Consider the following 25,916-nt stretch of genomic DNA (forward strand, 5'->3'; position numbering starts at 1 on the left):
GCACGCAACTGCGAGCAGCAGGACGGGCAGGCTCGGCCGTTCTTCGATCGCGGACGAGAGCGTGTCCGACGAGAGCCGCGCAGCCGGCACCGAGCGACCGGTCGACCCCATGCTCCCGCAGTGGATCACTTGCCAAATACCCCCGGGGGGTATAAAACTGAGGGGAGCAACGACAGCTTCCGCCGCTGCTGCACCCTCTGATGCGAGGAGTACCTCATGAGCCCCGAGACACTTCGACCCCTGCCGATGGCTTCCACCGGCTGTTCCTGCTGCGCCACCGCCCCGGTGGAGGACCGCGCCGCTGCTGAGGCGACTGCGACGTCCGCGGCCGAGACCACGACGTATCCGGTGCGGGGCATGACCTGTGGTCACTGCGCCGACAGCGTGACCACGGCAATCACCGTTCTCGAGGGCGTGGAGGAAGTACGGATCGACCTGGCGCCCGGTGGGATCTCCACCGTGACCGTGGCCGGAGCTGCCGCACCGGCCGCCGTCCGCGCCGCCGTCGCGGAGGCCGGCTACACCGTGGCCGACGCCTGACCCACCCCGGCAACACCCAGCCCCGTCCGGGGCCTTGCGGAAGGAACACCATGAGCACCCCCCACCACCACCGCCGCGACCACCCGGTTACCCCCGAACCCGACCACGCCGGGCACGACATGGCCCAGCACGGGCATCACCGCGGCACGGGCCCACACGGCCCGGCGGACGCTCCGCCGGGCGGGGACCGTCATGGCGGCTACGATGCCGAGCAGATGGCGCACGAGGGGCATGCCCTGCCGACCGCCACTCACACCGGCCATGACATGACCGGGCACGGTGAGCACGACATGGCGGGCCACGAGCACCACGACCCGCACGCGGGGCACGACATGTCGGGTCACGGGGGCCATGCGGGTCATGGTGATCACGTGGGGATGTTCCGTCGGCTGTTCTGGATCATGCTCGTCCTTGCTATCCCGACGGTGCTGCTGAACGGGATGTTCGCCGACCTGCTCGGCTATGCGCTGCCGGACGCGGCCTGGGTGCCGTGGGTCTCGCCGGTCCTGGGCACGGTCATGTACCTGTGGGGCGGTCGACCGTTCCTGACGGGCGCGATCGAGGAGATCCGGGACCGCAAGCCCGGCATGATGCTCCTGATCGGGATGGCGATCACGGTCGCCTTCGTCTCCTCGCTCGGCGCCAGCCTCGGACTGCTCTCCCACGAGCTCGATTTCTGGTGGGAGCTCGCCCTCCTGATCGTGATCATGCTGCTGGGCCACTGGCTCGAGATGCGCTCCCTCGCGCAGACCTCCTCCGCGCTGGATTCCCTGGCCGCGCTCCTGCCCGACCAGGCCGAGAAGATCGAGGGCGAGGACATCGTCGCGGTTTCCCCGGCCGAGCTGCAGCTCGGAGACGTCGTGATCGTGCGACCCGGTGGCCGGGTCCCGGCCGACGGGGAAGTCATCGATGGTGGCGCCGACGTCGACGAGTCGATGATTGAGTATTCGTAGTCGTGGGAGCCACCGAATCTTGCTCTTGGGGACCGCCGATCGTGCCGACGGGGGCCAGTAGCCGCCGCGGTGGGGACCACTGGCTCCCGCCGGCATCGGGTCACTGGGGCAGTGCGGTGTGTTCTCGCATGTTCCTGTCGCCGGTGTCGATCCAGATTGTGTTGTGCACGATGCGGTCCATGATCGCATCGGCGTGGACTGCTCCACCGAGCCGGGCGTGCCAGTCCTTCTTCGGGTACTGGGTGCAGAACACGGTCGAGCCGGTGTCATAGCGGCGCTCGAGCAGTTCCAGCAGCATCGAACGCATTCCCTCGTCAGGATGGTCCAGCAGCCACTCGTCGATCACCAGCAGCGAGAACGTGGAGTACTTCCGCAGGAACTTCGTCTGGCCCTGCGGCTTGTCCTTTGCCAGGGCCCAGGCCTCTTCGAGGTCGGGCATTCGGATGTAGTGGGCTCGGAGCCGGTGCTGGCAGGCCTGCTTCGCCAGCGCGCAGCCGAGGTAGGACTTCCCTGAGCCGGTGAAGCCCTGGAAGACCACGTTCTGTTGCCGCTGGATGAAGGAGCAGGTTGCCAGTTGCGCGATCACGTTCCGGTTCAGTCCCCGTTCCTCGACCAGATCCAGCCGCCGCAGGTCCGCTCCGGGATAACGCAGCCCCGCCCGGCGGATCAGACCCTCGACCTTTCCATGATTGAAGATGGAATGCGCCTCGTCCACGATCAGCTGGAGCCGTTCCTGGAACGACATCCCCAGCACGTGAGCCTCATCCTGGGCATCGATCGCGTCCAGCAGCGCGGTCGCGCCCATCTCGCGCAGCTTCCGCTTCGTGTCGTTATCGATCACGCTCACCGGACACCTCCGGCGTAGTAGTCGGCGCCACGGACGTATCCGCCGTCTTCCGCGGGTTCCTCGCGGGGTGGACGCAGGGCGGCGACCTTGTCCTGCCCGGTGGCCAAGATCGGGTGCAGATGCGCATAGCGCGGTGAACGGACCCGTCCCGTCAGCGCGAGTGCGCAGGCCGCCTCGACCCGATCTACGGAGAAGCGGCGAGAGAGCCGTAGCACCGCCAACGCGGGATCCAGGCCCTGTTCCACGATCGGCACGGACTCGAAGATCCGCTGGATCACGATCACCGTGGCCGGCCCGACCCGATCTGCCCACGCCCGCACCCTCTGCGCGTCCCAGGCCTGGAAACGCTCGCCCGCAGGTAGGTCCGCGTCGTTGGTGCGGTACTCATTGCTCGCGGTCTCCGGGAGCAGCAGGTGACTGGTCAGTCGCTGGCTGCCCTGATAGATCTCCAGCGTCCGGGCCGTGATGCGCAGATCGACCTTCGCGCCGATGTGCGCGAACGGCGCGGAGTAGAAGTTCCGCGCGAACGTGACGTGCCCGTTCCTGCCCACTCGTCGTCCGTAGTGCCATGTCGAGATCTCGTAGGGCACCGCCGGCAGCGGCGTCAGCAGCGGCCGCTCCTCCGCGTCGAACACGCTGGCGCGGGATCCGGGCCGCTTCTGGAACGGCTCCGCGTTATAGGCCTCCATCCGCTGCCCGATGGCGGCTGCAAGTTCGGGCAGGGACGTGAATCGCTGATCCCGCAGCCCGGCGATGACCCAGGTCGCGACGTGCGCGACGGTGTTCTCCACGCTCGCCTTGTCTTTCGGTTTCCGCACCCTCCCCGGGAGCACCGCCGCCGAGTAATGCGCTGCCATCTCGCGATACGCATCGTTCAGGACGATCTCGCCCTCGCGGGGGTGCTTCACCACACCGGTCTTGAGGTTGTCCGGAACGATCCTCGGGACCGTCCCGCCCAGCGCCTCGAACATCGCTACGTGCGCTCGCAGCCAGGACTCCTGGCGCATATCCAGCGCCGGGAAGCAGAACGCGTAACGAGAAAAAGGCAGGCAGGCAACGAACAAGAACACCTTCGAGACCTCGCCGGTGACCGGATCGGCCAGCTCCATCGTGGGGCCGGACCAGTCGACCTCCACGCTCTGGCCGGCCTTGTGACCGACTCTCGAAGCGGCACCGGTGACCATGACGTGGTGCTGGTAGGTGCGGCAAAACCGGTCATACCCCATCGCCGGATCCCCAGCCGCCGTGGTCGCGTCGAAGTACTCGCCGTGCAACAGCTTCAGCGTCACGCCGACCCTGGCCATCTCTCGATGGACCTGTTCCCAGTCCGGCTGTGCGAACACGCTCTCGTGCTCGCCCCGGCCCGGGAACAACCGGGCATACACCTGCTCATCGGCGACGTCCGCGATATCGCCCCACCCGATCCCTGCAGCGTCAGCGGCCTCGAACACCGCCCTCACGGACTTGCGGGACATGCCCTGCGAGGACGAAATCGCTCGCCCCGACAGACCTTCTGCGCGCAGCTGGAGCACCAGCTTCGCCCTGATCTTCCGTACCATTCCAGATTGCTCCTTCCGCCGCGTGCCCTATACACACGGCGGAAGGAGCGTAGACAGAGCGGCCCCAACGACACCACTGGTGGTCCCGAACGACGCCACCGCTACGGCAGCGACGTGGCACCCGAACCCTCGATCAGCGGACCCCAGCGAGGCGAATATTCAATGATCACCGGCGAGTCCAGCCCCGTGCGTCGCGAGATCGGTGATCAGGTCGTCGCCGGCACGGTGGCGACGGACAACGCGCTGCGCGTGCGCGTCACCGCGATCGGTGAGGACACCGCCCTGTCCGGCATCCAGCGCCTGGTCGCCAACGCCCAATCCTCCACGACCCGGGCCCAGCTGCTCGCGGACAGAGCCGCCGGCTGGCTGTTCTGGTACGCGCTGATCGCGGCGATCGTCACCGCGATCGTGTGGACGGTTGTCGGGGTGCCCGAGAGTGCGCTGGTCCGCGCGATCACGGTTCTGGTCATCGCCTGCCCTCATGCGCTGGGTCTGGCGATCCCGCTGGTGGTGTCCATCTCGACCGAGCGGGCCGCGAAGGGCGGCGTCCTGGTCAAGGAGCGTGCCGCCCTGGAGCGGATGCGCACCATCGACACCGTCCTGTTCGACAAGACGGGCACGCTGACCAAGGGCGAGCCCGCCCTGAACCACGTCACCACCGTCGGCACCCTGGGCGAGGACGAGCTGCTCGCGCTGGCCGCCGCGGCCGAAGCCGACAGCGAGCACCCCCTCGCCCGGGCGATTACCGCCGCTGCCGCGGAACGCGGACTCGACGTGCCGCGCGCCACCGCGTTCCAGTCCACCACCGCGGTCGGCGTCAGCGCCACCGTGGACGGGCGCACCGTCCAGGTCGGCGGACCCAACCTCCTGGCCGAGCACGGCCAGGGACCGCTGCCGGCCACCGGGCCGTGGTCCGCGGACGGAGCGATCGTCCTCCATGTCCTCCTCGACGGGCAGGTCACCGGAGCGATCGGCCTGGCCGACGAGGTGCGCCAGGAATCTCGCGAGGCCGTCGATGCCCTGCACGAGCTGGGAATCCGCGTCGTCATGATCACCGGCGACGCCGAGCCGGTCGCCCGCGCCGTGGCCGGCGAGCTGGGGATTGACCAGGTCTTCGCCCAGGTGCGCCCGGAGCACAAGAGCGAGAAGGTCCTCGAGCTCCAGCGCGAAGGCCGGACCGTGGCCATGGTGGGCGACGGTGTCAACGATGCCCCCGCCCTCGCGCAGGCCGACGTCGGCATCGCGATCGGTGCCGGCACCGACGTCGCGATCGCGTCCGCGGGCGTGATCCTGGCCTCCGACGATCCCCGCTCGGTGCTCTCGGTGATCCAGCTCTCCCGTGCCAGTTACCGCAAGATGAAGCAGAACCTGTGGTGGGCCGCCGGATACAACATCGCCGCCGTTCCGCTCGCCGCCGGTGTCCTGGCCCCGATCGGGTTCGTGCTTCCCATGTCGGTCGGCGCGATCCTGATGTCGTTGTCCACTGTCGTTGTGGCCTTGAATGCGCAGCTGCTGCGGCGCCTGGATCTGACCCCTGCCAAGAGCGCGGCGCGCCTGGCCGGCCGCGAGAGCTCGACCTCGGTGTCGACGAACCAGTCTTCGAGCCGCGCGGGCTCGGTCAGCTCCCGGTCGGACTCGAGCAGGACCTCCACGGCGCCCAGGAACGGAGATCAGACTGGAGCCCATGAGGAGTGAATCGGCTCGAGCTGCAGCGACGGTTCTCGTTGTCGAAGACGAAGTCGCGCTCTCGGACGTCATGCAGGCATATCTCGTGAAGGCCGGCTACGCCACGGGGAGCGCGCGAAGCGGTCCGGAGGCGGTGGAGGTAGCCCGCGCCTTGTCACCGGACGTGATCATCCTCGATCTCGGCCTGCCTGGCCTTGATGGCTTGGAGGTGATGAGGAGGATCCGCGCCTTCTCCGACTGCTACGTGCTGATCACGACGGCGCGCTCAGAGGAGGTTGATCGCCTGGTGGGGCTGTCGGTGGGTGCGGATGACTACCTCACTAAACCGTTCAGCGTGCGTGAACTTGTCGCCCGGGTCCAGGCCGTGCTGCGGCGGCCCCGCGGCGAGCCCGGGACCGCTCCTTCGGGCACGGTGCGCGCGTTCGGAGAGCTTGAGATCGATACGGCCGCCCAGGAGGTGCGGCTCGCTGGCCAACCAGTCCCGCTGACCCCCACCGAGAGGGGACTGCTTATGACCCTGGCACGTCGGCCGGGCCAGGTCTTCAGCCGCCACCAGCTGATGGAAGCCGTCTGGGGTGGTTCCTGGATCGGAGATGACCATCTTGTCGATGTGCATATTGCCAACCTGCGACGAAAACTGGACGAGACAGCGGGTTCGGCACGGTATGTCACCACGGTCCGCGGTATCGGGTACCGGATGGGGAAGGGGTGAGGGCGTGACTGATCCCCGCTCATCGGCCAGAACGATCCGCCCCGGCACGAGCCTCGCCTCACGTTTAATGATCGGCCAGCTCATCGTGCTGTGTGCCGGCGCCGTCAGCATCACCGCTCTGACGGTGATGATCGGACCCGCCGTCTTCCACTATCACCTGCTCCAGACTGCTCTTCCGGTGGGCAGCGCTGAGATTCTGCATATCGAGCGCGCCTACCGTGACGCTCTCGCCCTCGCCCTGGGGGTCGGACTGGTGGTCTCCCTCCTAGCGGCAGGCCTGGTCACCTGGAGACTGGCGCGACGACTCCGGCAGACGCTCCACCGCCTCACCCTGGCCGTGGACGAACTCTCCCGAGGCCACTACTCCACTCGGGTGCCCGCCCTCGGCGCGGGAACCGAGCTGGACTCTCTGGCCGCCACGCTCAACGACATGGCTGCACGCCTAGATGCCGTCGAAGAGAATCGCCGCCGGCTGCTCTCTGACCTCGCCCACGAGCTACGTACTCCCATTGCTACTCTCTCGGCACATCACGAGGCGATGGCTGATGGTGTCATCGAGCCGGAGGCGGCCATGCCCATCCTTGCCGGTCAGACCGTACGCCTGTCCCGGCTGGCCGACGACATCAGCGAGGTGTCCCGTGCCGAAGAGGGACAGCTCCCGGTGGAGCTGCGGCCAACGTCGGTCCGCGACCTGCTGGACTCAACACTCCAGGAATGGGAGGAGAGGTTCGAGGCAGCGGGTGTGGCATTGCGACGAGATTTCGTTATGCGCCGCTCCCCGATCATTCACGCCGACCCGGACCGCCTCGCCCAGGTACTCGGAAACCTCCTGAGCAATGCCCTGCGGCACACCTCGCCCGGAGGCACCGTCACGCTTTCGGCCACGATGGAGGGCGGCACCGTGGTGATCTCTGTGTCCGACGACGGTGAGGGTTTCACCGCGCGTGACCAGGCGCGGCTGTTCGAACGCTTCTTCCGCGCCGACAGCGCTCGCACCCGTGAGGACTCCGGGTCAGGTATCGGTCTGACGATCAGCCGCGCCCTGGTCGATGCGCACGGTGGAACCATGTCCGCAGCCAGTGAGGGGCCCGGACAGGGAGCCACCTTCACCATCCGGCTTCCTGGAGCGACCGCTGACCGCTGAGCCCGCCGCGCACGGAGGGCCGCCCCTTAGACGATCGTGGTGAAGTTACCGACTCGTACCTGCAGCAATGCCATCCACTGCTCCCACACCCCGGAGACCAGCAGCAGCCCGATGGTGATCAGGACGGACCCGCCGACGATCTGGAGCGTGCGGCGATGCCGGGACAGCACTTTGGAGATTCCTAGCCTCGGGCTTTCATCGTTGAGGTGTCCGAGGGGCGGGTCGTGATGGGTGAAGGTGCTCCTGAACTGGAAGAATAGGGCTTGTCAAGAGTCCAGTTCTTCGCAGTCCAAGGAGCACCTTCAGGGTGAATACTACCGGGTTGTATCCACGTCCTCAGGTTGATGTCGCATCGGTGCCCGCCGTCGGTCAAGCAGGCGGGATCCTGCTGACCCAGACGCTGCGGGCGACGGGCCTGGCCAACGAGCTGTCTAGAGCGCTGGCCCCGTGGAGGAAGCAGTTCTCGCGGCATGATCCGGGGAAGATCCTCACCGATCTTGCGCTGATGCTCGCGGTCGGTGGGGACTGCCTGGCCGACGTCGCGACGCTGCGGGCGGAACCGGAGGTGTATGGGCCTGTGGCCTCGGATCCGACGATCTCCCGCCTGCTGACCGCCCTGGCGGCTGACGTCGACAAGGCCGAGAACGCGATCAGCACGGCCCGCCGGAATGCTCGCAAGAACGCCTGGGCTCAGGCCGGGCATCACGCCCCCAATGCGAACGCAACGGTGAAGAATCCGCTGGTCATCGACCTGGATGCATCACTGGTGACGTCCCATAGCGAGAAGGAGTTCGCCAGGCCGACGTTCAAGAAGGGTTTCGGATTCCATCCGTTGCTGGCGTTCGTCGACCACGGCACCGGAGGAAGCGGAGAGATGCTGACCTGTCTCCTGCGCCCCGGTAACGCCGGTTCGAACACCGCCGCCGATCACAAGAGCGTGATCGCCGATGCGCTGGCTCAGGTGGGGATGGGGTCCCGGCCCGGGAAGAAAGTGCTGGTCCGGATTGACGGGGCCGGTGGCACGAAGAAGACGCTGCAGGAGCTCGTGAAGCGGCGGGTCTCGTACTCGGTCGGATTCACCCTGCCTGCGAACACGCCGGAACTGTTTCGCTTGATCCCGAAGGACGTGTGGGAGCCGGCCTACAACCCAGGCGGCGACGTCCGGGACGGCGCGGACGTCGCCGAACTGACCGGGCTGCTCGACCTCGACGAGGACTGGCCGACCGGGATGCGAGTCATCGTCCGGCGTGAGCGCCCTCATCCCGGGGCGCAGCTGCGGTTCGATGACGTCGATGGCTACCGGCTCACTGCGTTCGCGACCAACACCTCCACGGGCCAGCTCGCCGATCTCGAGGTGCGTCACCGTCGGCGTGCTCGTTGCGAGGACCGGATCCGGGCCGCGAAAGACATGGGCCTGCGGAACCTGCCCCTGACCTCGTTCGCGCAGAACCGGATCTGGTGCCAGATCGTGGCTCTGGCCAGTGAGATCACTGCCTGGATGGGGCTGCTCGGCTACGCCGACCAGCCCGCTCGGCGGTGGGAACCCAAACGCGTGCGCCACCGCCTGTTCCAGATCCCCGCGACCATCGCACGGCATGCTCGTCAGCAGGTCCTACACCTCTCGGACCAGTCACTCTGGGCCCGGATCGTCCTGGCAGGCCACGCCCGCCTCACCCAACTCCCCGCCCCCGCCGGATAGCCTCACAAACTCGTCGTTGACCGCACTCCCCAAGGACCCTGGCTCTGGACGCCCGACCACCGCGACCGACACGCGGCGGACCGTCACACCCTGATGCCAGAATCGGCTACGGACATCGGCCTCGACGCCCGACACTGCCGCTCAGCAGCACCGTGAAAGATCGAGGCTAGGGCGCGCCGGAACACGAGGGCGAAGAGGATGAACGGGATCCCGAGCCCGATCGCGTAGCCGAAGGCGAGGAGGGCGCCGCGGCTGGCGGATGCCTCCCCGAGGCTGAGTGCGGCGACTGCGGCGAACGTCGGGCCGATGCACGGGGTCCAGGAGAAGCCGAACGTGATCCCGAGCAGCGGGGCGCCGGCGAGTCCGGCATCGGGGCGCTTCCGGATCCGTTTCTCGCCCGAGAGGCGGGGGAAGATTCCCACGAACACCAGGCCCATGAGGATCACCAGCACTCCGGAGATCCGATTGATCGCGCTGGTGTACTGGACCATCAGCGCCCCGAGCGCGCCGACGAATCCGCCGATGACCAGGAATACCGCAGTGAACCCGGCGACGAACAGCACAGCGCCGGTGACCAAACGCCCTGGACGCTCACCCGGATCGCTGGGGCTGCGCGGGCTGGTGTTCTGTCCGGTGAGGCCGGTGATGTATCCGAGGTAGCCAGGAACCACCGGAAGCACGCACGGCGAGAGGAACGCGACCAGACCGGCCACCATCGACAGCAGCAGGGCTGCGGCCAGGGGTCCGCTCAGCACGGTGGTGGCGAACAGTTCACCCATCAGGCGGCCTCCGCTAGCACGGCATCCAGGAGGCTCTCTAAGGTGCTCTGATCGGCTGCGCCCGCGATCCGGGCGGCTACTCGTCCTTCAGCATCGAGGATCAAAGTCGTGGGGACGGCGTTGGGCGAGACGCTGCCGTCCATGGACGCGATCACCGCCCCGTCGGTGTCGGGGATCGAGGGATAGGTGATGCCGAAGGTCTTCTCGAACGCGGCGGCTGGCCCGGCCTTGTCGCGCGTGTTCACGCCCACGAATTCCACTCCCAGGGCGCTGTACTCGGAGTGCACGGCCTTCAGCGCCGGTGCTTCGACCCGGCACGGCGGACACGACGCATACCAGACGTTGATCAGCAAGGGTGCACCGCGCAGCGCCGTGGAGTCGAAGTCGTCGCCGTCGTAGGTGGTTCCCCGAATCTCCAGAGGATCGGCGCGTCCCTCCGGGGGGATCTCGACGACGACACCATCGCCGGAGACGTACCCGGCGTTCGCCTCGCTCGCGGCGTCCGAAGAACTGCTGCACGCCGCAAGAAGGGGCGCGAGGACGAGCAGGCTCCCGCCCAGTCGGAGCGTGGTCCGACGACCCAGGCGTGGTGTCACGCTCCGCCCAGTTGGGCCGACCACCGAATGCCAGAAGGCGGACCGGGTGCTTCGCCTGCTCACGTCAGCTGGAGACTGGTCAGACAGGTCAGATCATCCTCCGCCTGGGTCGAGATGGACGCGGTCCCTGTGACGTCCTCGAGGGCGCACGTGAGCTCGGCGGTGATCCCGCGCGGCAACCAGAAACCGACGAACCCGTTGTCGTGCGTGGTGCGAGTGCCCTCCTCAAGGACCTCGCCCGAGCTGCTGTCGACCACGCTCACGGTGAGCTCGCGGCTGCGCAGTTCTCCGCGGCACGTGGTCAGGCTGTGGAAGGCGCACTCATGGGTGGTCTCGACGAACGGGGCCACCGACAAGTAGAACTGGTCCTCGGGAAGGGGCAGCTCGGCCTCGCGCCCTGCATCGTCTTGGAGCTGCAGAGACGTCGCGGTGACGCTGGCGATCAGATCCTGCGGTCGCTCAGCCACCGGGAGCGCCTCGAGCCGGTCGATGATCTCGTGCGCGTCCGCGTCGGCGAAGCCATGTTCCTGAAGCAACTCCTGATCACCCGTGATGGATGCGGGCTCGGACCCGCCGGCCCCGCAGCCGGCGACCACGAGCGGGAACAGGCCGGCACCGAGCACGAGCGATCGGCGCGGCAACCGGCCGGTGCGGCGACGGGGCCTACCCCCGGAGGAGGCGAGCGCACCTCGAGGGCTCGACGGGGAGGTCATCACGCAGGCTCGATCTCGCTCTCGACGACCCACTTGTGGTTCGTCATCATCATCCCGTCGGCCTCGTAATCGACCATGTACACGGTCTCCTCGGTGGCACTGTCGATGGTGGCCTCAGCACCCTCCATCCCGGTCATGTGATCGGCGGTGATGACCACTTCGGTGCCCTCTGCCAGCGGTGCCTCGCCCGGGTTCTCGAGCTCCTCGTGAACGACCCACTTGTGGTCAGTGACCGGCTCACCGCCATCGGTCGGCGTGAAGCTGACCGAGTAGGTCGTGGTGTCGAAGGCGCCCGAGATCGTCGCCGTCGCCCCCTCCATGCCCTCCATGTGGTCCGCCGTGAGCGTCACCTCCGTGCCGACCGGGAACTCGGGATCCTCCGCAGACGCCATACCTTCGGGCGCAGGGCCGCCATCCATCGGGTGCTCCATGCCGCCGTGGCTGCCTCCATCGGACGCCTCCGACGCTTCTGACTCGCCCGGCGTCCGACCCTCCTCAGACCCGCTGTCGGTGCAGCCGGCAAACACAATCGCACCGGTGACGACGACGGCCGCGAGACGGCCGAGAGAGCGACGAGAACGCATGATTTCTCCTAGTCAGAGGACACTTGGCACCAGCCTATGACCCCTAGATCAAGGTCTCCTCAAGGTCAGATCTTGACTTCTTGAGCACAACGTTGGCCAGTCATTCCGCATTGCCTCCAAACGAGTGGTCTATCCGCTTCCGTCCTTCGGGGGGCGATGGCTAGCGTCGTCAGGACGGGCCGGCATCCGCCGGTCCGTCCGGAACGAGAAGGAGCAGGATCATGACCCATCACGTCGCATCAATGCTTCAGACCTACCCGAAGGACCTCGGCACCATCGACCAGCAGAAGCTCGCCGAATGCATCGAGGCCTGCTTCGAGTGCGCTCAGACCTGCACCGCCTGCGCGGACGCCTGCCTGGCCGAAGACATGGTGGCGGAGCTGACCCAATGCATTCGCCTGAACCAGGACTGCGCCGACGTCTGCGAGGTCACCGGCCGGGTCCTATCCCGCCAGACCGGGAAGAACGTCGCCCTCAACCGTGCCCTGCTCGAGGCGTGTCAGGCGGCGTGCCGGTCCTGCGCCGAGGAGTGCGAGAAGCACGCTGAAATGCACGAGCACTGCAAGGTCTGCGCGGACGCCTGTCGCCGCTGCGAGCAGGCCTGTGCAGAGCTGTTGGCCTCGATCAGCTGATACCGCTGCCTCTGCACGCAAAGGGAGCCCCGACCGTTGGTCGGGGCTCCCTCTACGCTGGCGTCGTGGCGTTCTGTCAGCGGAAGGTGACGAAGGTCGGCGAACCCCAGATGGTGCGCTCGCTGACGGAGCCCTTGCTGTTGCCGGCGTCGATCACCGTGTTGCCGCCCGCGTAGATGCCGAGGTGGCCCGGCCACACCACGAGGTCGCCCGGCTTGGCCTCGGACTTCGAGATCGTGGTGCCGGCCGCGACCTGCTGCGACGAGGTGCGAGGCAGGGCGATGCCGGCCTGCGCGTACGCGTACGAGCTGAGCCCCGAGCAGTCGAAGCTGACACCCGGCTTGGAGGTCCCCCACGAGTACGAGACCCCGACCTGGCTGCGCGCGGCGTCGACGATCGCCTGCTGAGAGTTCGTCGCAGAGTGCGCCGGAGCCGGAGCAGACGTTCCGCCGGTAGAGATCGAAGCGCCCCCGCCGTTCAGTGCACCGCGGGTCTGCGGGCCCACGACCCCGTCGATCTTCAGGTCGTGCGAGCGCTGGAAGTCCTTCACGGCCCCATGGGTGAGCCGACCGAACTTGCCGTCCACGGACAGTGAGGCACCGTGCTCGTTCAGCGCCGTCTGGAGCCGCTCCACGGCAGAACCCTGGGAACCCCACCGCAGCTTCTCGGCCCCCAACGCAGACGTCGCATGTGCAGGAGCCGGCGTCGTGGGGGCTGAAGCCTGCGCAGCAACGGCAGGTGCGGCGGGCGAGCCGGCGGGGGCGGCCTGTGCGGGGCCTGCGAGTAGCGCGGATCCGAGGACGACCGTGCCGAGCACAGCGGCACCGCCCGTGCCCCGCAGAGCCCGACCAGCGATCCCGACAGGCGTGACTGCTCGGCCAACGGCCCGATGGGTGTTGTTCTGGGACATAGTTCTGCTCCGTAAGTTCCCCTCCTCGAGACGGGAGGGAGTCGATGACTTCGTCAGTGCCACAGCGACAGCGGAGCGAGCAACGAGGCGACGGCTCATGTCGTGGGCGGCGACATCAACGTACGGCCCTGATCAGCCCCACAGAACAACGATGGGAGGGTCCACCGAAGGATTTAGCCGATCCTTGACTCCACAACCCTGCATACCCCCGGGGGGTAGGGCTCGCCTTTGCCTTCGTTGGGCAGACTGTGGCTTAAGTGGAGCACGACGCCTCACGGGCCGGCGATCCCGACGTCAGCGCACCGAGGCGCAGCTTTCCTCCTGGCGGGCTGCGGAGATCACCGGCACGGGCGTCTCGGGGAGCAGCTCGCCGAGCGGGTCGGGATCAGCTGATGTACCTCGTCGACGCGAGCATCCTGATCGAAGCGAAGAACAGGTACTACGCGTTCGACATCGCGCCAGGGTTCTGGACCTGGCTCGAACAGGGCCACCAGGCAGGAGAGCTGATCAGTATTGATGCCGTTCGCGATGAGCTCCTTAGCGGTGATGACGAGCTCGCGGACTGGGCGCGGGATCACCCGGGCTTCTTCCTACCGGTCGATCAGCGAACCGCCCAGAACTTCGCTCCACTCAGCACGTGGGCAGCGAGGCAGGACTATCGGCAGGATGCGTTGAACGCGTTCTCGAGTGACCAAGCTGATTTCCTCCTCATCGCCCATGCCGCCGGGCATGGCGACACCGTTGTCACCAACGAACTGCCCAGTCCGAACGCACGCAAGCGGGTGAAGATCCCGGACGCCTGTGCCGCGATGGGAGTCGAGTATGTCGATTTCTTCACGGTGCTGCGGACTACAGGAGCGAAGCTCCGCTTCCATGGGGCGGATGGAAGCACGCCCGCGCCTGCGCCCCTGGCACCGACCATTCCAGGGCTCGACTGACATGTGCTCCGGTGGCGAGCAATGAGCCTGCCGCCTCAAGACCGGGTCAGCCCCGAGACGCCGGCGAGACCACGACGCCACCTGCACGGCGAGGGCCACGTGGTGCGCTGAACGCCGGCCAGACCGAACGCGATCACGCCGCAGCCAGCCGGAGCGGTCCCTGACCAGCCCATGGGGCGCACAGCCTTTTCGCTCATGCCCTCATGCGGCACGATGGTCAGATGCCCAAGAAGAAGCACCGCCGCGGCACCCAGCGCTCTCGCCCGCAGCGCGGCCCGTCCCACGCGTTCGAGCGATCCGACAGGCGGATGGAGCGAGATCTGCATGCGCTGCTGGCCCAGTTCGTTCTCTGGCGCCGTGAGGCGGTCTCCACGGATCAGGCCGACGAGGAGGCCGCACATGTGGAGCCGCTGCTGAGGCTGAAGGCCGAGCAGCTCGACAGTGCGGACCCGACCTACTGGACCGAAGAACTGATAGAGGTCCTGCTGACCGAGGTGGTTCCACGCAAGGTGATCCAGCCGCGCGAGATGGTCATGGCGCAGGTGCCTGCCCTGGGCCAGTTCTTCGCGTTCCTCGACGAGCACCAGCGCTGGCATCCCGACGGCATCGACGTGGATCGGGCCCGCAGCGTGCTGGAGGGGCTCGAGTTCTCGGCCCTGGAAGCCGCCGATGACCCCACTGCCCGCTCCTTCACCGGCAACATCCTCGTCCACGCGAGCACGCTGGGGGTCGACCTGAGCACGCCCGAGCTGTTCGACGCCTACATGCAGTGGTACAACACCGCGCTGACCAACACCGAGCGCCACGAGATCTCCGACACCGGGCGCCTGGCGAACCCGTCGATGCCCTTCGAGGCTTCGCACTGGACGGGCTCGGGCAGTGATTTCGGCGGCGGCCCCGATCCTGCCGACGTCCCCGACAAGGAGCCCGGGTTGCCCTGGTTCCTGCCCGACAACTCCACTCTGGAGGAGCCCCTGCTCGCGCTGGAGAGAGCCGAGGACGACATGGAGGAGCTCACGGCAGCGCACGGCGACGTGAGGCTGGTGCAGCGGGCGGCGCGCCTGCTGGAGTTCCTGGGCAAGGGGCGCCAGGTGACTTCGACGGGAGCGCTGCGCCTGGCCGACGTACGCACCCTCGTCGAGGAGTGGGAGATCGACACCGGCCCCTTCGCGGTCACCTCCATGTGGCAGGTCGACGAGATCGCAGGCCCGTGGAGCGCCCTGATCGCGGGTGGGTGGGTCACGCTGACCAGCACCCGGGCCTACCCCGAGCAGCACGACCACGCGCCGTACGTCCCGGCGTCGGAGGACCCGGAGGCGTTCACGACCTTCGCGCGCGCGGTGATGCTGATGCTGCTGATCACCCTTGTGCAGAACGATCCGGACGAGGGTGGTTTCCGCGGCGGACCGGACACCTTCGCAGCCCTTCTGTTCGCCGCCAGCCCCGACGGACTGACCCTCCCCGACGCGAACAGCATCCTGGCCGAGCTGGCCAGCCACGACCATGGAGAGCATTCCGCGCGCAAGGCGGACTTTCCGGCAGGCAGCGATCAGATGTGGCAGATGTGGAGGGTCCAGGCCGACCTGATGCACCTGTCACGGTGCGGGCTGTTGCGACAGGACCCGGCGGCGGGTGCTGAGCAGGAGGAGGTCCCGGGCCCGGAGGGGTCGACGTTCCGCAGCAACCTCGCGGTGTTCGCGGCGGTGATCACCGCCGTCGACGCCACGCGTCAGGGCGGGGTCTGACGGGAGATAGCCCGTCGCGTGGCTCCACTGATGGGGGTGCGGTGCGAGGATGTGGACAATCGACATGCTTCCGTTGTCGGCTAGCCACGACCCCCGATGCGAACTCAGGCGACCTGGACTCGGGCGTCCCCGGTCACGTACCCGAGCGAGAGCCCGCCGCCGACGGCTTCGAGATACTTACGGATGATTCCGGTCCTCATCCGTTCGTCCGCTTTCGGCGGCGCGTGATGGAGGGGCCCTGGCAACCTGGGCTGAAGGGTGATCCGCCGCGCTGGCCGCAGGGGCCGTGCCGACGGTGCATTCTGTCCACATTCCCAGGAACCAGGTGCCGGGTGAGGTCCGGATGTGGTCGGCTGTTGTGGTCACCATTAACCCGTCCAGAAGGCCACCGGTCCCTTATGCGCTCCTCAGTCATCGCCCGCTCGACGATCGCGGTCGCGTCCGCCTTCCTTGTCCTCAGCGCGTGTGGACCCACCAGCCCGCCGGCTGGGGAGGACGATGCAGACTCGCAAGCGCAGGAGCAAGGGGTGTCGGACAACGGCAGCGGCGCCGGCGAGAACCGTGAATCCAGCGAGAGAAGTGAAACGAGCGAGAACGGTCAATCTGGCGAGGACGATGCTGCGGAAGAGTCGTCCGGTGAGCATTCGCCAGGGAGGACGGCAGACGGGGAATGCATCGTCGGTGAGGGCAGCTCTGAGATCCCGTCAGGCCCGCCCGAGGTCGACGAATGGACCATGGTGGCCGGCACCGCCGCGCCCGTCTCCGAGAGGTACGGCCCGTACGCGCAGGACGGTGACCTCTGGACCTGCTACGAGCACTCAGCGAACGGCGCGCTCTTCGCCAGCGCATATTTCCTCAGTGCCTCGGGACGAGTAGAGGGCGTATCCGGCGAGTGGCTTCCGGAGGGTGACTTCCGTGACGAAGCCATCGCGAGTGAGGAGGAAGGCCTCCAGGATTCCGAAGAGTTGACGGTCACCTTGATCGGCTACCGGTTCCAGACCTACACCGAGGAGTCCGCGATCATCGATCTCGTCGTCGAGGGCGCGCTGCCGGAAGGAACGGCGAATGTGTCTATCCGGGTCGCCTTGAAATGGGATCGTGACCGTTGGGTGGCCGATCCCGAGAACTTCGGCGAACAGGGCCACGCCGTCGAGTCGCTTGACGGTTACTCGCCCTGGCGCGGCTGAAGCCGGTATCGGAGTTCTACACGTCCGGCGACACGTTGTAGTTCCCGCGGAACAGGTTCTGGGGGTCGTAGCGCTGCTTGACGCGCTGCAGCCGGCGGTACTTCTCCTCCCCGTAGATGTGGCGGGTGAAGTCCGTGATGGGGCGGGTGTACTCCAGGGCCCGGAAGTTCACGTACTCGCCGCGCTCCGCCAGGCGCTCCATCACCACGCGCGAGTGCCCGGCCAGATCCCAGCCGCGAGAATCCTCCTCGGATTCCTGCCAGGCGCCGTAGATGTTCATCCAGAAGCGGGCGGTGCGGTTGGGGAAGGCGGTGGCCTGCTCCGGCACCCGGGCGAACGCGCCGCCCAGGTGATGGATGTCGATCGCGTGCCCGGGGCCGGGGATGCGCTCAGCCACATCCAGCACCGCCCCCAGAGCGTCCTCGTCCATGCGGGTGAACGCCACGTTGCGCCAGAACCCGTGTGAACCGAAGGGGAAGTGAGCATCCATGACGCTCTGCCACTGCGGCCACGAGATCGGCCCGGAGGTCTCATGGACGGGCGGGGCGGTCCGGCGCAGGCGATCCAGCATCGCCGTCCCCCGTGCCGGGTCCTCACCCACGTACACGCAGCGGATCATCAGGCACGTCTCCTCACCCATGCCGGAGACCTCAGGCATCGCCCGGAAGGTGAGGCTCGAGCTGAGCTCATCGGGCAGCTCCCGCGCCCACCGCTCGAACGCCGCCAGCGCGTGCCACCACTGCGATGGCGCATACACCAGGGTCCAGCCCAGCACCGTCTGCGGCAGGCGCACGGCCCGGAACGTGAACGAGGTGACCACACCGAAGTTCCCACCACCCCCGCGCAGCCCCCAGAACAGGTCCGGGTGATCCTCGCGGCTGGCCACCAGGTACTCGCCCTGGGCGGTGACCACCTCGGCCCGCTCCAGGCAGTCCAGCGCCAGACCCGCCCTGCGCGTCAGCCAGCCCACGCCTCCACCGAGCGTCAGGCCCGCGACGCCGGGCAGGGACAAGGCGCCCAGGGGGACCGCAAGCCGGTGCGGGGCGGTGGCGTTGTCGACGTCGGCCGCGCGGGCCCCCGGCGCGGCCGTGACCAGCTGCGTTGCGGGATCGACCACCACCTCCCGCAGATCCCCCAGGTCCAACACGATCCCGTCGTCCACGGTGCTCAGTCCCGTGATGCTGTGCCCGCCGCCGCGCACCGCCAGCGGCAGGCCCGTCTCCCGGGCGGCCTCCAGCACGATGGGCACATCATCGACCGTGGCCGCGCGGGCGATCGCCAGCGGGTACCGGTCCACCATGCCGTTCCACACCGCGCGCGCCTGGTCGTAGCCAGCATCGGGTGGTTCGATCAGCGGGCCGGCCAGGTGCTTGCGCATCCTGGCGAGGGCGGGCTGCGCCTCGGGGACCGGGTGATGGTTCGTCGTCGTTGCCATGGCCATCGCACCTCCCGCACCCCTCATCGGGTGCACGAATGGTGCCCTCGATGGTACTCCTGCCCCTGACCTGCCGCAACGGACCAGCGGCCCGCGGCCCGCCTCCGCAGCGGCAGGCCGTGAGCGCACTCAGGCCGTGGACGTGCTCAGGCCGTGAACGCTTTCAGGCCGCAGCCGTCTGCCCGCACACCCCGCACTGCTCGTACTCCTGGCGGCCCCAGCGCCACAGGGGGAGCACGAAGAACAGCGTGAACTGCCGGTAGCTCTTCAGACGCTGCCACTGGGTGGTGTTGCCGCAGCGCGGGCAGGTGCGGGTGGCGCCCGGCCCCTGGCTGTCGGTCTTTCCAGTGACGCCAGCGATGAGCAGCATGCGAGGCTCCGATCAGGAAGGTCGAGCGCGTAGGCCCGGTGGGATGTGGACGGTATCAGCCTGGCAGGACCCTTACTGGCCATGGGCCCTGGCACCTCGGTGCGCACCTTGGAACACTGGGGTGATGAGCGCACACATGCAGTACCGCACCCTGGGCCGCAGCGGCACCGTCGTCTCCGTGCAGACGCTGGGCACCATGACCTTCGGTGCCGAGGCCGACGAAGCCACCTCGCACGAGATCATCACCGCCTACGCCGAGGCCGGCGGCAACCTCCTGGACACGGCCGACGTGTACAGCGCCGGGGTCAGCGAGGAGATCATCGGCCGCTGGCTGTTCGACCACCCCGACCTGGCCAAGGACGTGGTGCTGGCGACCAAGGCCCGCTTCCCGATGGGCAAGGCGCCCAACGAGATGGGCACCTCACGCCGCCACCTGCGGCGCGCCCTGGAGGACTCCCTGCGCCGACTGCAGGTGGACCACATCGATCTGTACCAGATGCATGCCTGGGACGCCCACACCCCGCTCGAGGAGACCCTGGACTTCCTGGACGACGCGATCCACGCGGGCCTGATCTCCTACTACGGCTTCTCCAACTACCTGGGCTGGCAGCTCACCAAGGCCGTGCACGTGGCCAAGGCCCACAACTGGGCTCTGCCCGTCACCCTGCAGCCGCAGTACAACCTGCTGGTGCGGGACATCGAGCATGAGATCGTGCCCGCCTGCCAGGACGCCGGCCTGGGCCTGCTGCCCTGGTCGCCGCTGGCCGGCGGCTGGCTGAGCGGCAAGTACGAGCGCGATGTGCCGCCGACAGGCGCCACGAGGCTGGGGGAGAACCCCAAGCGCGGCATGGAGGCCTGGCAGGCCCGCAACGACGACGAGCGCACCTGGAACACCCTCGAGGTGGTGCGCGAGATCGCCGAGACCCACGGAGCAACCGCCTCCCAGGTGGCACTGGCCTGGCTCACCGCCCAGCCGGCCGTCACCTCCGTGATCATCGGTGCCCGCAATCTCGACCAGCTGCACGACAACATGGCCGCCGTCGGCCTCGAGCTGAGCGACCAGGAGCTGCAGCGCCTCACCGAGGTCAGCGCCCCGCGCGTGGACCCCTACCCCTATGGCGCGGCTGGGGTGCAGCAGCGCCACCGCCCGCTGGTGCAGGATCAGTGACCATGGAACAGATCACCGTCGCCGGGCACGCTGACCCCATCCCCGTCTCGCCCGTGGCAGCGAAGCTGCTGCGAGAGCGTCTCGAGGAGACCCGGCAGAAGCGCGGCGCGGAAGCCGCCGATCAGTTGGAGGCTCGCGTCGGCGAGCGCATCGTGCTGCTGTTGCAGAGCGGCAAGCCCAGCATCGACCTGGGCAACATGCGCGCTGTGGTCACCTACGCCGAGGTCCCGCCCGAGGAGGAGGACAGCTCGGCCCTGGGCCGCACCCTGCGCGGCATCAAGGACAAGCTCGCCCAGCGTGGCGGACTGCAGCGGTAGCTCTGCGGCACTGAGAGCGGGGCGCGCCTCAGAACCATTCGTGGTTCTCAGGTGCGCGCCGCTCTCAGTCTCCGGAGCGGTGCTTCCGCTGCGCGGTGCTTCTGCTGCCGATCGATCCCTCCCACCGCCATTCAGCCCAGCCCCAGCTCCGCCGGGTCGCAGGGGTCGGCGTCCACGTCGGCGCCCCAGATGCGCACCTGGCCCTGTTCGGTGATCTGCAGGGTGGCGCCGTGCTCGTCGCGGGTCTCCAGCACTTCGCGGGAGCCGTCCTGTGTGGTTCCCGAGGCCTCCTCGAAGCCGTGCTCTGCCAGCACGGGGTTCAACGCATCCAGGCGCTCCTGCCAACCGGTGCTGTCCACCGACGGCAACGACGCCTCGGGAGTCCAGGTGCCGGCGGTGTACTCGCAGGTCCCGCCGCTGTCGGTGACCTTACGCGTCTCCTCGGCGAAGCTCCACTGGTCGTCGCCGTCGGACAGGACGTCGAAGACTGCCTCTGCTGCACCGTCGTAGTGCGCGACGGCCCCGTCCGCGGCCAGTGGAGCGGAGCTGCCGCACGCAGCCAGCGGGAGCACCGCACAGGCGGCGAGCAGGCCGGTGCGTCGACTCGTCTGCATCCTCACGGGACCTCCGGGGACGATGGGTACCTCTCCCCATGGTCAGATACGGCGGGGAGATCTAGGGTCGACGCTACACCGCATGACTTCGCACACGGGAAGGGAGGACACGATGAGCGGCTTCTTCGGAGCAGATGTGGAACAGCTACTCGCCCAGAGCAGGTCGACCAAGACCGCGGGGGAGCGGCTGGGCGAGATCGCGGATGCGCTGGTGGCCCTCGGATCCTCCGTCGAGTGGACGGGGCAGGACGCCGATTCCTTCAGGGACCAGCTCGAGGGCGGCGTCGCGCCGGCCGTGCGGGAGTCCGCCGGGATGCTGGAGTCGGGCTCGCGTGATCTCGCCCTGCACGCCGCGCAGCAGGACCTCGCCTCCGACCCCGACGGCAGGATCGACACCTCCCGCTACGCCGAGCTGATCGGTGGGGAGGGCCTCTGGTCCGACATCATCAACGGCACGCAGGATGCCTGGAACAACCCGTTCAACCCGTTCTCCGACCCGATGGACATCGATGACCTCGGCGGCCGCTACATCGACACCGCGGAGGGACAGGACTTCGATCCCGCGGATGTGGACATCTCGGAGGAGGCCATCGCCGAGCAGACGATGAGGCAGGGCGCCCTGGGCGACTGCTGGCTGCTCTCGGCGCTGATGTCCGTCTCCGAGGTCAATCCCGGGTTCCTCGCCGAGAACATCTCCCTTCGCGAGGACGGGACGTGGGACGTCACCCTCTACGACGACGGCGAGCCCGTCACCGTGAACGTGAGGCCGGACCAGCTCGCCGCCGACGGCGCTCGCGTCGACGACGGCCAGAACGACGGCTGGGCCGACGACGAGCTCGGCTACATGTCGATCTACGAGCAGGCGGCGATCAACCATCTGGGTCCGGACTACGAATCCGTCATCGCGGACACCCCCGGGGCCGGTCTTGAGCTGATCACGGGCCAGTCCAGCGCGGACGACTCCTTCCTGGGCGGCAACCCCACGCTGGAGGAGTTCCGGGCGGCGCTGTCGGAGGGCCGCCCGATCACGGTGATGTCCGATCCGATCCACCCCTGGCGCGATGACATCGCCGGTGCCCACGTCTACCAGGTGCAGAGCGTGGACTCCTCGACCGGTGAACTGATCATGGTCAACCCATGGGGCTACACCGGCGACGGCGCTGAGGACATGCCCCATACGATCCGGGTCTCGATCGAGGACTACCGGGCGAACTTCGTGATGGCGGGCGTGGGCTCCAAGCCCGAGGACTTCGGGAAGCCGCGATGAGCCAGCCGTCTTCCCGGACCCCGCGTGCGGCGGGCCCGAGCGACAGCCCCGCACCTGTGGCGATCCGACTGACGGCCCGGCGGCCGATCGGTGGCATCGTCGTCGGCGTCATCCGGGCCGCGATGGACGTGCAGCTCGGCCACCGGGTCGCAGAGCTCCATCTGGCTTCCCCCGGGCACGCCGGACGACGGATCGAGGTGCGTGAGGGACAGCTGATCGAGGCCTTCGGGCATGTACTGCAGGTGGCGGCGATCCACCCCTACAACGGCCGTGACCCCGCGGGTGTCGAACTGGTCGACGTCACCGGCGCCGGCCCGACGGGCGCGGGCCTGGGCTGAGCTGCTGGCCCTGAGTGAGGGGCTGGCCAGGGTTGGGGGGCTGACCAGGGTTGAGGGGCTGAGGGCCCGTCCGGTTCTGCTGCCACCACAGGGCGGCCTGCACCCGTGAGTCCAGCTGCAGCTTCGCCAGCGCATGGGACAGGTGGGTCTTCACGGTCGTGATCTCCACGAACAGTTCCGAGGCGATCTGCTGATTGGACAGCCCCTGTGCCACCAGCGCCAGCACGTCCTCCTCCCGGCGGGTGAGTGAGGGGACGTGGGCCGACGAGCCCGAGGAGGCCGACGAGCCCGCGGAAGCCACGGGGACAGCGCCTCCAGCGCGGGCGCCCGCTGCCTCCGGCTCCTCGGCCTGCGCAATCCCCGCCGTGTGGCCACCGCCGCGCAGCGCCGCCACCACGGCCTTCGTCGCAGCTACCGACAGCACCGAATCGCCGCGGTGCACATCCCGCACCGCCTGCAGGATCCGAGCCGGGTCCTCAGTCTTGACCAGGTAGCCGTCGGCACCCGCAGCGAGTGCCCCCAGCACGAACTCGTCCAGGTCGAAACCGGAGATCACCAGCACGTTCGCGCCCGTCTCGCGCAGGCGCGGTGTGATCTCGATGCCCGTGGCACCGGGCATGCGCACATCGGTGAGCACGACGTCAGGGCGCAGCACCTGGGCGGTGCGCACCGCACTCTCGCCGTCGCTGGCCTGGCCCACCACCTCGATGTCGGGGGCAGAGCTCAGCAGGGCCACCAGGCCGGAGAGCACAGCGGGATGGTCATCGGCCACCACCACGCGGATCGGGGCGGGGGCGGTCATGCGGGAACCTCCTGGTCAGGATGGGCAGCGAGCGCGCTGGCGGGGCGGGCGGGCAGTCGGGCCTCGACCCGCCAGGTGTCGGGCGACGCGGGAGGCACGTCACGGGTGACCCCGGCATGGGCGGGTGCGGAGCGACCGGGCCCGGGGTGGACGGGCCCGGCATGGGCGGTGCCGCCGACTGCCGCGGCCCGGTGGCCGATCGCGCCGATGCCCAGCCCGGTGCCGACGCCCAGTCCGGTATTGGTCCCGGTGTCCGTCTCGGCCCGGTCGCCGATCCGGTTCTCCAGCACCAGGTGCACCACGGGCGTGGCACCGTCGACGCCTGCCGGCGCGCCCACCTCGGCCGGGACGTGCGCCTCCAGTCCTGCCGGTTCGAACGCCACCCGCAGCGAGATCGGGGTCTGCCCGTGCCGCACCGCGTTGGTGACCGCCTCCGAGGCGATCCGCAGCAGAGCAGCCTGCACCGACGGGTCCACCTGCTCCGGATCCGACACCGCCGGGTCGATCCGCGCCGTCAGGTGGGGGTCCCGCCCGCGCAGGCGCGCGGTGAGCGAGCCCCAGTCCAGCGTGGCTTGCGGCAGGGACCCGGGCTCCTCGGTGGACAGCACCGTGATCATCGACTGCAGGTCCCGCAGGGCTGCCTTCGCCGAATCGCGAGCGGTCAGCAGGGAGTTGTCGCGCGCACCGGCATCCTCCAGCGATGAGGCCAGCGACGTGTGCAGGGCGACAGCGCTGAGGTGGCCGGCGATCACGTCGTGCAGGTCGTGGGCGATGCGGCGCCTCTCGCCCTCCACTGCGCGGGCCTGACGGGTCTGCGCCAGGTCCTGCTGGGAGCGTGCCAGGGCCGTTGCGGACCGGGCCAGTGCTTCCGCGGTGCGGCGCGCCTCCCGGTGATGGCGCACCTCCCAGCCCCACAGCAGCGGGGTGAGCGTCACCAGCGCGACCACGATCATCACCACGAACACCAGCTCCACCGAGCCGGTCGCCACGGCTGCCACCAGCAGCGCCGCCACCGAGGCCGCGATCGCGACGCCGGTGGTGGCCCTTGCCAGTTGTCGTGAACCGTGGATCACCGGCGTGAACAGCGCCTCGAACAGCAGCACGTACGCGGTGATCTGCCCGCCGGCGATTGCTTCGGCCAGGCTCGCCAGCCCCGTGACCACCAGCGTCACCACCGGGGCCCGACGACGCCACATCGTGGCCGCCGCTGCCACCAGCATCAGCGGCAGCGACACCTCCAGTCCCCACGACTGGGTGAGGAACCCACTGTTGCTGATGCCCGAGAACGCCAGCACCACAGCGAGCAACGCGTATCCGACCGCCACCAGCACGTCGCGCGCCTCGATGCGGGGGCGGGGCGGCCTATCGGTCGCGGCGTCGGCGTCGCGCGGTCCGGCCGTCTCGGGCGCTGCGGGGGAGGGCATGCCCAGAGACTACGGCGCGACAGGGGTGCCGCCGGGGCCGAGACGCTTTCCAGCACCTTCGGATGACGCCCCGGCGCGGCGACGGCGGAAGCATGGACGGCATGGAATCGACGCTCGACGCAGCAGGCCCCGTGGGCCTGGCCGTGCTGGCCCTGGTGGACGCCACCTCCATGGGCACCCTGGTGATCCCACTGATCCTGCTGGTTGCCGGCGACGGCGGTGCTCGTCGCGTGGCCGGCCGCACCCTGTTGTACCTGGCCGTGATCGGTGTGTTCTACCTGCTGCTGGGGATCGCGCTGCTGGCCGGTCTGCTGCCGCTGATGGAGCACCTGGGGCACCTGCTGCGCACGCCCGCGGTGATGCTGGCGCTGGCGGTGATCGGGGTGCTGCTGGTGGTCTGGTCCTTCCACATCGACCCCGCCGCCATCCGCAAGCGCGGCGGGGACCCGGAGGCATCGGCCCGGCGCTGGACCCATCGAGCCCGTCAAGCCGCGGGCCGCCCGCTGCTGCTGATCGGCCTGGCCCTGCTGGCCGGAGTGATCGAAGCGGCCTCGATGATCCCGTACCTGGCCGCGATGGGGATCATCGCCGACATGGGCGTGGGGCTCGGCACCGGGGCCCTGATCCTCGTGGGCTACTGCGCGCTGATGATCGCCCCGGCCGCAATACTGGCCGGGGTGCGGGCAGCCCTGGGCGGCAGGGCGGACCGGCTGATGGACCGCCTGCACAGCTGGGCGGTGAAGAACGCCTCCAGTGCCTTCTCCTGGGCGATCGGCATCATTGGCGTGATCATCCTGATCAACACTGCCGTGCCCGCGCTGGACGCGCTCGGGGCGGGATGATCGGCAGGGCAGGGAGGCGTGACGGGCAGGGGGCGGGGCCAGTAGTGACGGGCAGGGGTGGGGCCAGTAGTAACGGGCAGGGGACGGGACGAGCAGTGACGGGCAGGGGTGGGGC

Annotated in this window: 27 protein-coding genes and 2 pseudogenes; 15 read left to right on the forward strand and 14 right to left on the reverse strand. The window is 68.6% G+C overall.

Annotation, left to right across the window (positions count from 1 at the left end; translation table 11 throughout):
• The first annotated feature begins 357 nt into the window (after nucleotides 1-357).
• A complete protein-coding gene (locus JOD52_RS17905) occupies nucleotides 358-540 on the forward strand; it encodes a cation transporter (RefSeq protein WP_239551994.1) in 183 nt (60 codons plus the stop codon).
• A 50-nt stretch (nucleotides 541-590) separates the two neighbouring features.
• Nucleotides 591-1,481 (forward strand): annotated as a pseudogene (locus JOD52_RS01160) (P-type ATPase actuator domain-containing protein); the annotation flags it as partial.
• A gap of 112 nt (nucleotides 1,482-1,593) precedes the next feature.
• Here JOD52_RS01160 and JOD52_RS01165 read toward each other — a convergent pair.
• On the reverse strand, nucleotides 1,594-2,340 hold the full coding sequence (locus tag JOD52_RS01165; RefSeq protein WP_338124028.1) for an ATP-binding protein: 747 nt from the start codon (nucleotides 2,338-2,340) through the stop codon (nucleotides 1,594-1,596).
• Complete coding sequence (gene istA, locus JOD52_RS01170) at nucleotides 2,337-3,899, reverse strand: IS21 family transposase (RefSeq protein WP_204408388.1); 1,563 nt, start codon at nucleotides 3,897-3,899, stop codon at nucleotides 2,337-2,339. Before istA ends, JOD52_RS01165 begins: the two co-directional genes overlap by 4 nt.
• A gap of 132 nt (nucleotides 3,900-4,031) precedes the next feature.
• On the opposite strand from istA, the pseudogene JOD52_RS01175 reads away from it, so the two are divergent.
• The 3 genes and pseudogenes from JOD52_RS01175 to JOD52_RS01185 form a co-directional block, all read left to right on the forward strand.
• A pseudogene (locus JOD52_RS01175) lies at nucleotides 4,032-5,594 on the forward strand (heavy metal translocating P-type ATPase); the annotation flags it as partial.
• Nucleotides 5,584-6,297, forward strand: a complete 714-nt coding sequence (locus tag JOD52_RS01180) for a response regulator transcription factor (protein WP_204408534.1) — start codon at nucleotides 5,584-5,586, stop codon at nucleotides 6,295-6,297. The pseudogene JOD52_RS01175 and the gene JOD52_RS01180, both read left to right, overlap by 11 nt.
• A 67-nt stretch (nucleotides 6,298-6,364) precedes the next feature.
• Nucleotides 6,365-7,441, forward strand: coding sequence for a sensor histidine kinase (locus JOD52_RS01185; RefSeq protein ID WP_204411401.1), 1,077 nt, complete (start codon nucleotides 6,365-6,367; stop codon nucleotides 7,439-7,441).
• Between the two features lie 26 nt (nucleotides 7,442-7,467).
• Here JOD52_RS01185 and JOD52_RS01190 read toward each other — a convergent pair whose 3' ends face one another.
• Nucleotides 7,468-7,611 (reverse strand): hypothetical protein, encoded by a 144-nt coding sequence (locus tag JOD52_RS01190; protein ID WP_239551680.1) that lies wholly within the window; start codon nucleotides 7,609-7,611, stop codon nucleotides 7,468-7,470.
• A gap of 137 nt (nucleotides 7,612-7,748) precedes the next feature.
• Between JOD52_RS01190 and JOD52_RS01195 the strand changes: the two genes are divergently transcribed.
• Nucleotides 7,749-9,140 (forward strand): IS1380 family transposase, encoded by a 1,392-nt coding sequence (locus tag JOD52_RS01195; RefSeq protein WP_204408535.1) that lies wholly within the window; start codon nucleotides 7,749-7,751, stop codon nucleotides 9,138-9,140.
• Between the two features lie 83 nt (nucleotides 9,141-9,223).
• Here JOD52_RS01195 and JOD52_RS01200 read toward each other — a convergent pair whose 3' ends face one another.
• Genes JOD52_RS01200 through JOD52_RS01215 form a run of 4 tightly spaced genes read right to left on the reverse strand, consistent with a single transcriptional unit; the run spans nucleotide 9,224 to nucleotide 11,812 of the window.
• Nucleotides 9,224-9,919, reverse strand: a complete 696-nt coding sequence (locus JOD52_RS01200) for a cytochrome c biogenesis CcdA family protein (RefSeq protein ID WP_239551683.1) — start codon at nucleotides 9,917-9,919, stop codon at nucleotides 9,224-9,226.
• Entirely contained in the window at nucleotides 9,919-10,515 is a 597-nt protein-coding gene (locus JOD52_RS01205) for a TlpA family protein disulfide reductase (protein WP_338124035.1), read from the reverse strand. The genes JOD52_RS01200 and JOD52_RS01205 overlap by 1 nt, the downstream gene beginning before the upstream one ends.
• A gap of 59 nt (nucleotides 10,516-10,574) precedes the next feature.
• Nucleotides 10,575-11,228, reverse strand: coding sequence for a CueP family metal-binding protein (locus JOD52_RS01210; RefSeq protein WP_239551685.1), 654 nt, complete (start codon nucleotides 11,226-11,228; stop codon nucleotides 10,575-10,577).
• Nucleotides 11,228-11,812: a YdhK family protein gene (locus JOD52_RS01215; RefSeq protein WP_031307329.1), complete on the reverse strand. Its 585-nt coding sequence runs from the start codon at nucleotides 11,810-11,812 to the stop codon at nucleotides 11,228-11,230. Before JOD52_RS01215 ends, JOD52_RS01210 begins: the two co-directional genes overlap by 1 nt.
• A 221-nt stretch (nucleotides 11,813-12,033) precedes the next feature.
• On the opposite strand from JOD52_RS01215, the gene JOD52_RS01220 reads away from it, so the two are divergent.
• Entirely contained in the window at nucleotides 12,034-12,444 is a 411-nt protein-coding gene (locus JOD52_RS01220; RefSeq protein ID WP_204408536.1) for a four-helix bundle copper-binding protein, read from the forward strand.
• Nucleotides 12,445-12,520: 76 nt separating this feature from the next.
• On the opposite strand, the gene JOD52_RS01225 is transcribed toward JOD52_RS01220, so the two are convergent.
• Nucleotides 12,521-13,453 carry a C40 family peptidase gene (locus tag JOD52_RS01225; protein ID WP_338124036.1) on the reverse strand — a complete coding sequence of 311 codons (933 nt, stop codon included), beginning with the start codon at nucleotides 13,451-13,453 and terminating at the stop codon, nucleotides 12,521-12,523.
• A 293-nt stretch (nucleotides 13,454-13,746) separates the two neighbouring features.
• Between JOD52_RS01225 and JOD52_RS01230 the strand changes: the two genes are divergently transcribed.
• Nucleotides 13,747-14,292 (forward strand): DUF4411 family protein, encoded by a 546-nt coding sequence (locus JOD52_RS01230; protein ID WP_204408538.1) that lies wholly within the window; start codon nucleotides 13,747-13,749, stop codon nucleotides 14,290-14,292.
• A gap of 35 nt (nucleotides 14,293-14,327) precedes the next feature.
• On the opposite strand, the gene JOD52_RS01235 is transcribed toward JOD52_RS01230, so the two are convergent.
• Nucleotides 14,328-14,693, reverse strand: coding sequence for a hypothetical protein (locus tag JOD52_RS01235; protein ID WP_204408539.1), 366 nt, complete (start codon nucleotides 14,691-14,693; stop codon nucleotides 14,328-14,330).
• Here JOD52_RS01235 and JOD52_RS01240 point away from each other — a divergent pair, their 5' ends adjacent.
• Entirely contained in the window at nucleotides 14,694-16,037 is a 1,344-nt protein-coding gene (locus JOD52_RS01240; protein WP_204408540.1) for a hypothetical protein, read from the forward strand.
• A gap of 527 nt (nucleotides 16,038-16,564) precedes the next feature.
• The gene (locus JOD52_RS01245; RefSeq protein ID WP_204408541.1) at nucleotides 16,565-17,224 is read left to right on the forward strand and encodes a DUF8175 domain-containg protein; all 660 of its coding nucleotides are present in this window, start codon (nucleotides 16,565-16,567) and stop codon (nucleotides 17,222-17,224) included.
• A gap of 16 nt (nucleotides 17,225-17,240) precedes the next feature.
• On the opposite strand, the gene JOD52_RS01250 is transcribed toward JOD52_RS01245, so the two are convergent.
• The gene (locus JOD52_RS01250) at nucleotides 17,241-18,659 is read right to left on the reverse strand and encodes an FAD-binding oxidoreductase (RefSeq protein WP_239551686.1); all 1,419 of its coding nucleotides are present in this window, start codon (nucleotides 18,657-18,659) and stop codon (nucleotides 17,241-17,243) included.
• A gap of 163 nt (nucleotides 18,660-18,822) precedes the next feature.
• Nucleotides 18,823-19,029: a zinc-ribbon domain-containing protein gene (locus tag JOD52_RS01255; RefSeq protein WP_204408542.1), complete on the reverse strand. Its 207-nt coding sequence runs from the start codon at nucleotides 19,027-19,029 to the stop codon at nucleotides 18,823-18,825.
• A 136-nt stretch (nucleotides 19,030-19,165) separates the two neighbouring features.
• Here JOD52_RS01255 and JOD52_RS01260 point away from each other — a divergent pair, with 136 nt between their 5' ends.
• Together JOD52_RS01260 and JOD52_RS01265 are read left to right on the forward strand one after the other, a co-directional pair.
• A complete protein-coding gene (locus tag JOD52_RS01260) occupies nucleotides 19,166-20,197 on the forward strand; it encodes an aldo/keto reductase (protein ID WP_204411410.1) in 1,032 nt (343 codons plus the stop codon).
• Between the two features lie 2 nt (nucleotides 20,198-20,199).
• Nucleotides 20,200-20,514, forward strand: coding sequence for a hypothetical protein (locus JOD52_RS01265; protein WP_204408543.1), 315 nt, complete (start codon nucleotides 20,200-20,202; stop codon nucleotides 20,512-20,514).
• A gap of 131 nt (nucleotides 20,515-20,645) precedes the next feature.
• On the opposite strand, the gene JOD52_RS01270 is transcribed toward JOD52_RS01265, so the two are convergent.
• Nucleotides 20,646-21,128 (reverse strand): hypothetical protein, encoded by a 483-nt coding sequence (locus JOD52_RS01270; RefSeq protein ID WP_204408544.1) that lies wholly within the window; start codon nucleotides 21,126-21,128, stop codon nucleotides 20,646-20,648.
• A 112-nt stretch (nucleotides 21,129-21,240) separates the two neighbouring features.
• Between JOD52_RS01270 and JOD52_RS01275 the strand changes: the two genes are divergently transcribed.
• Together JOD52_RS01275 and JOD52_RS01280 are read left to right on the forward strand one after the other, a co-directional pair.
• Nucleotides 21,241-22,395: a C2 family cysteine protease gene (locus JOD52_RS01275; protein ID WP_204408545.1), complete on the forward strand. Its 1,155-nt coding sequence runs from the start codon at nucleotides 21,241-21,243 to the stop codon at nucleotides 22,393-22,395.
• Complete coding sequence (locus JOD52_RS01280) at nucleotides 22,392-22,733, forward strand: hypothetical protein (RefSeq protein WP_204408546.1); 342 nt, start codon at nucleotides 22,392-22,394, stop codon at nucleotides 22,731-22,733. The genes JOD52_RS01275 and JOD52_RS01280 overlap by 4 nt, the downstream gene beginning before the upstream one ends.
• Here JOD52_RS01280 and JOD52_RS01285 read toward each other — a convergent pair.
• Nucleotides 22,696-23,535, reverse strand: a complete 840-nt coding sequence (locus tag JOD52_RS01285) for a response regulator (RefSeq protein ID WP_204408547.1) — start codon at nucleotides 23,533-23,535, stop codon at nucleotides 22,696-22,698. The two genes, JOD52_RS01280 and JOD52_RS01285, sit on opposite strands and share 38 nt — an antisense overlap.
• Entirely contained in the window at nucleotides 23,532-24,959 is a 1,428-nt protein-coding gene (locus JOD52_RS01290; protein WP_239551688.1) for a sensor histidine kinase, read from the reverse strand. Before JOD52_RS01290 ends, JOD52_RS01285 begins: the two co-directional genes overlap by 4 nt.
• A gap of 101 nt (nucleotides 24,960-25,060) precedes the next feature.
• Between JOD52_RS01290 and JOD52_RS01295 the strand changes: the two genes are divergently transcribed.
• Nucleotides 25,061-25,801: a GAP family protein gene (locus tag JOD52_RS01295; RefSeq protein ID WP_239551689.1), complete on the forward strand. Its 741-nt coding sequence runs from the start codon at nucleotides 25,061-25,063 to the stop codon at nucleotides 25,799-25,801.
• The last annotated feature ends 115 nt before the right edge of the window (nucleotides 25,802-25,916 follow it).

This window comes from Brachybacterium muris, assembly GCF_016907455.1.
GTDB lineage: Bacteria > Actinomycetota > Actinomycetes > Actinomycetales > Dermabacteraceae > Brachybacterium > Brachybacterium muris.

Coding starts and splice junctions, on each gene's coding strand:
- JOD52_RS17905 (WP_239551994.1), top strand. CDS start 358: ATGACCTGTGGTCACTGCGCCGACAGCGTGACCACGGCAATCACCGTT.
- istA (WP_204408388.1), bottom strand. CDS start 3,899: ATGGTACGGAAGATCAGGGCGAAGCTGGTGCTCCAGCTGCGCGCAGAA.
- JOD52_RS01180 (WP_204408534.1), top strand. CDS start 5,584: ATGAGGAGTGAATCGGCTCGAGCTGCAGCGACGGTTCTCGTTGTCGAA.
- JOD52_RS01185 (WP_204411401.1), top strand. CDS start 6,365: ATGATCGGCCAGCTCATCGTGCTGTGTGCCGGCGCCGTCAGCATCACC.
- JOD52_RS01200 (WP_239551683.1), bottom strand. CDS start 9,919: ATGGGTGAACTGTTCGCCACCACCGTGCTGAGCGGACCCCTGGCCGCA.
- JOD52_RS01210 (WP_239551685.1), bottom strand. CDS start 11,228: ATGACCTCCCCGTCGAGCCCTCGAGGTGCGCTCGCCTCCTCCGGGGGT.
- JOD52_RS01215 (WP_031307329.1), bottom strand. CDS start 11,812: ATGCGTTCTCGTCGCTCTCTCGGCCGTCTCGCGGCCGTCGTCGTCACC.
- JOD52_RS01220 (WP_204408536.1), top strand. CDS start 12,034: ATGACCCATCACGTCGCATCAATGCTTCAGACCTACCCGAAGGACCTC.
- JOD52_RS01225 (WP_338124036.1), bottom strand. CDS start 13,453: ATGAGCCGTCGCCTCGTTGCTCGCTCCGCTGTCGCTGTGGCACTGACG.
- JOD52_RS01230 (WP_204408538.1), top strand. CDS start 13,747: ATGTACCTCGTCGACGCGAGCATCCTGATCGAAGCGAAGAACAGGTAC.
- JOD52_RS01235 (WP_204408539.1), bottom strand. CDS start 14,693: ATGTGCGGCCTCCTCGTCGGCCTGATCCGTGGAGACCGCCTCACGGCG.
- JOD52_RS01250 (WP_239551686.1), bottom strand. CDS start 18,659: ATGGCAACGACGACGAACCATCACCCGGTCCCCGAGGCGCAGCCCGCC.
- JOD52_RS01255 (WP_204408542.1), bottom strand. CDS start 19,029: ATGCTGCTCATCGCTGGCGTCACTGGAAAGACCGACAGCCAGGGGCCG.
- JOD52_RS01260 (WP_204411410.1), top strand. CDS start 19,166: ATGCAGTACCGCACCCTGGGCCGCAGCGGCACCGTCGTCTCCGTGCAG.
- JOD52_RS01265 (WP_204408543.1), top strand. CDS start 20,200: ATGGAACAGATCACCGTCGCCGGGCACGCTGACCCCATCCCCGTCTCG.
- JOD52_RS01270 (WP_204408544.1), bottom strand. CDS start 21,128: ATGCAGACGAGTCGACGCACCGGCCTGCTCGCCGCCTGTGCGGTGCTC.
- JOD52_RS01275 (WP_204408545.1), top strand. CDS start 21,241: ATGAGCGGCTTCTTCGGAGCAGATGTGGAACAGCTACTCGCCCAGAGC.
- JOD52_RS01280 (WP_204408546.1), top strand. CDS start 22,392: ATGAGCCAGCCGTCTTCCCGGACCCCGCGTGCGGCGGGCCCGAGCGAC.
- JOD52_RS01285 (WP_204408547.1), bottom strand. CDS start 23,535: ATGACCGCCCCCGCCCCGATCCGCGTGGTGGTGGCCGATGACCATCCC.
- JOD52_RS01290 (WP_239551688.1), bottom strand. CDS start 24,959: ATGCCCTCCCCCGCAGCGCCCGAGACGGCCGGACCGCGCGACGCCGAC.
- JOD52_RS01295 (WP_239551689.1), top strand. CDS start 25,061: ATGGAATCGACGCTCGACGCAGCAGGCCCCGTGGGCCTGGCCGTGCTG.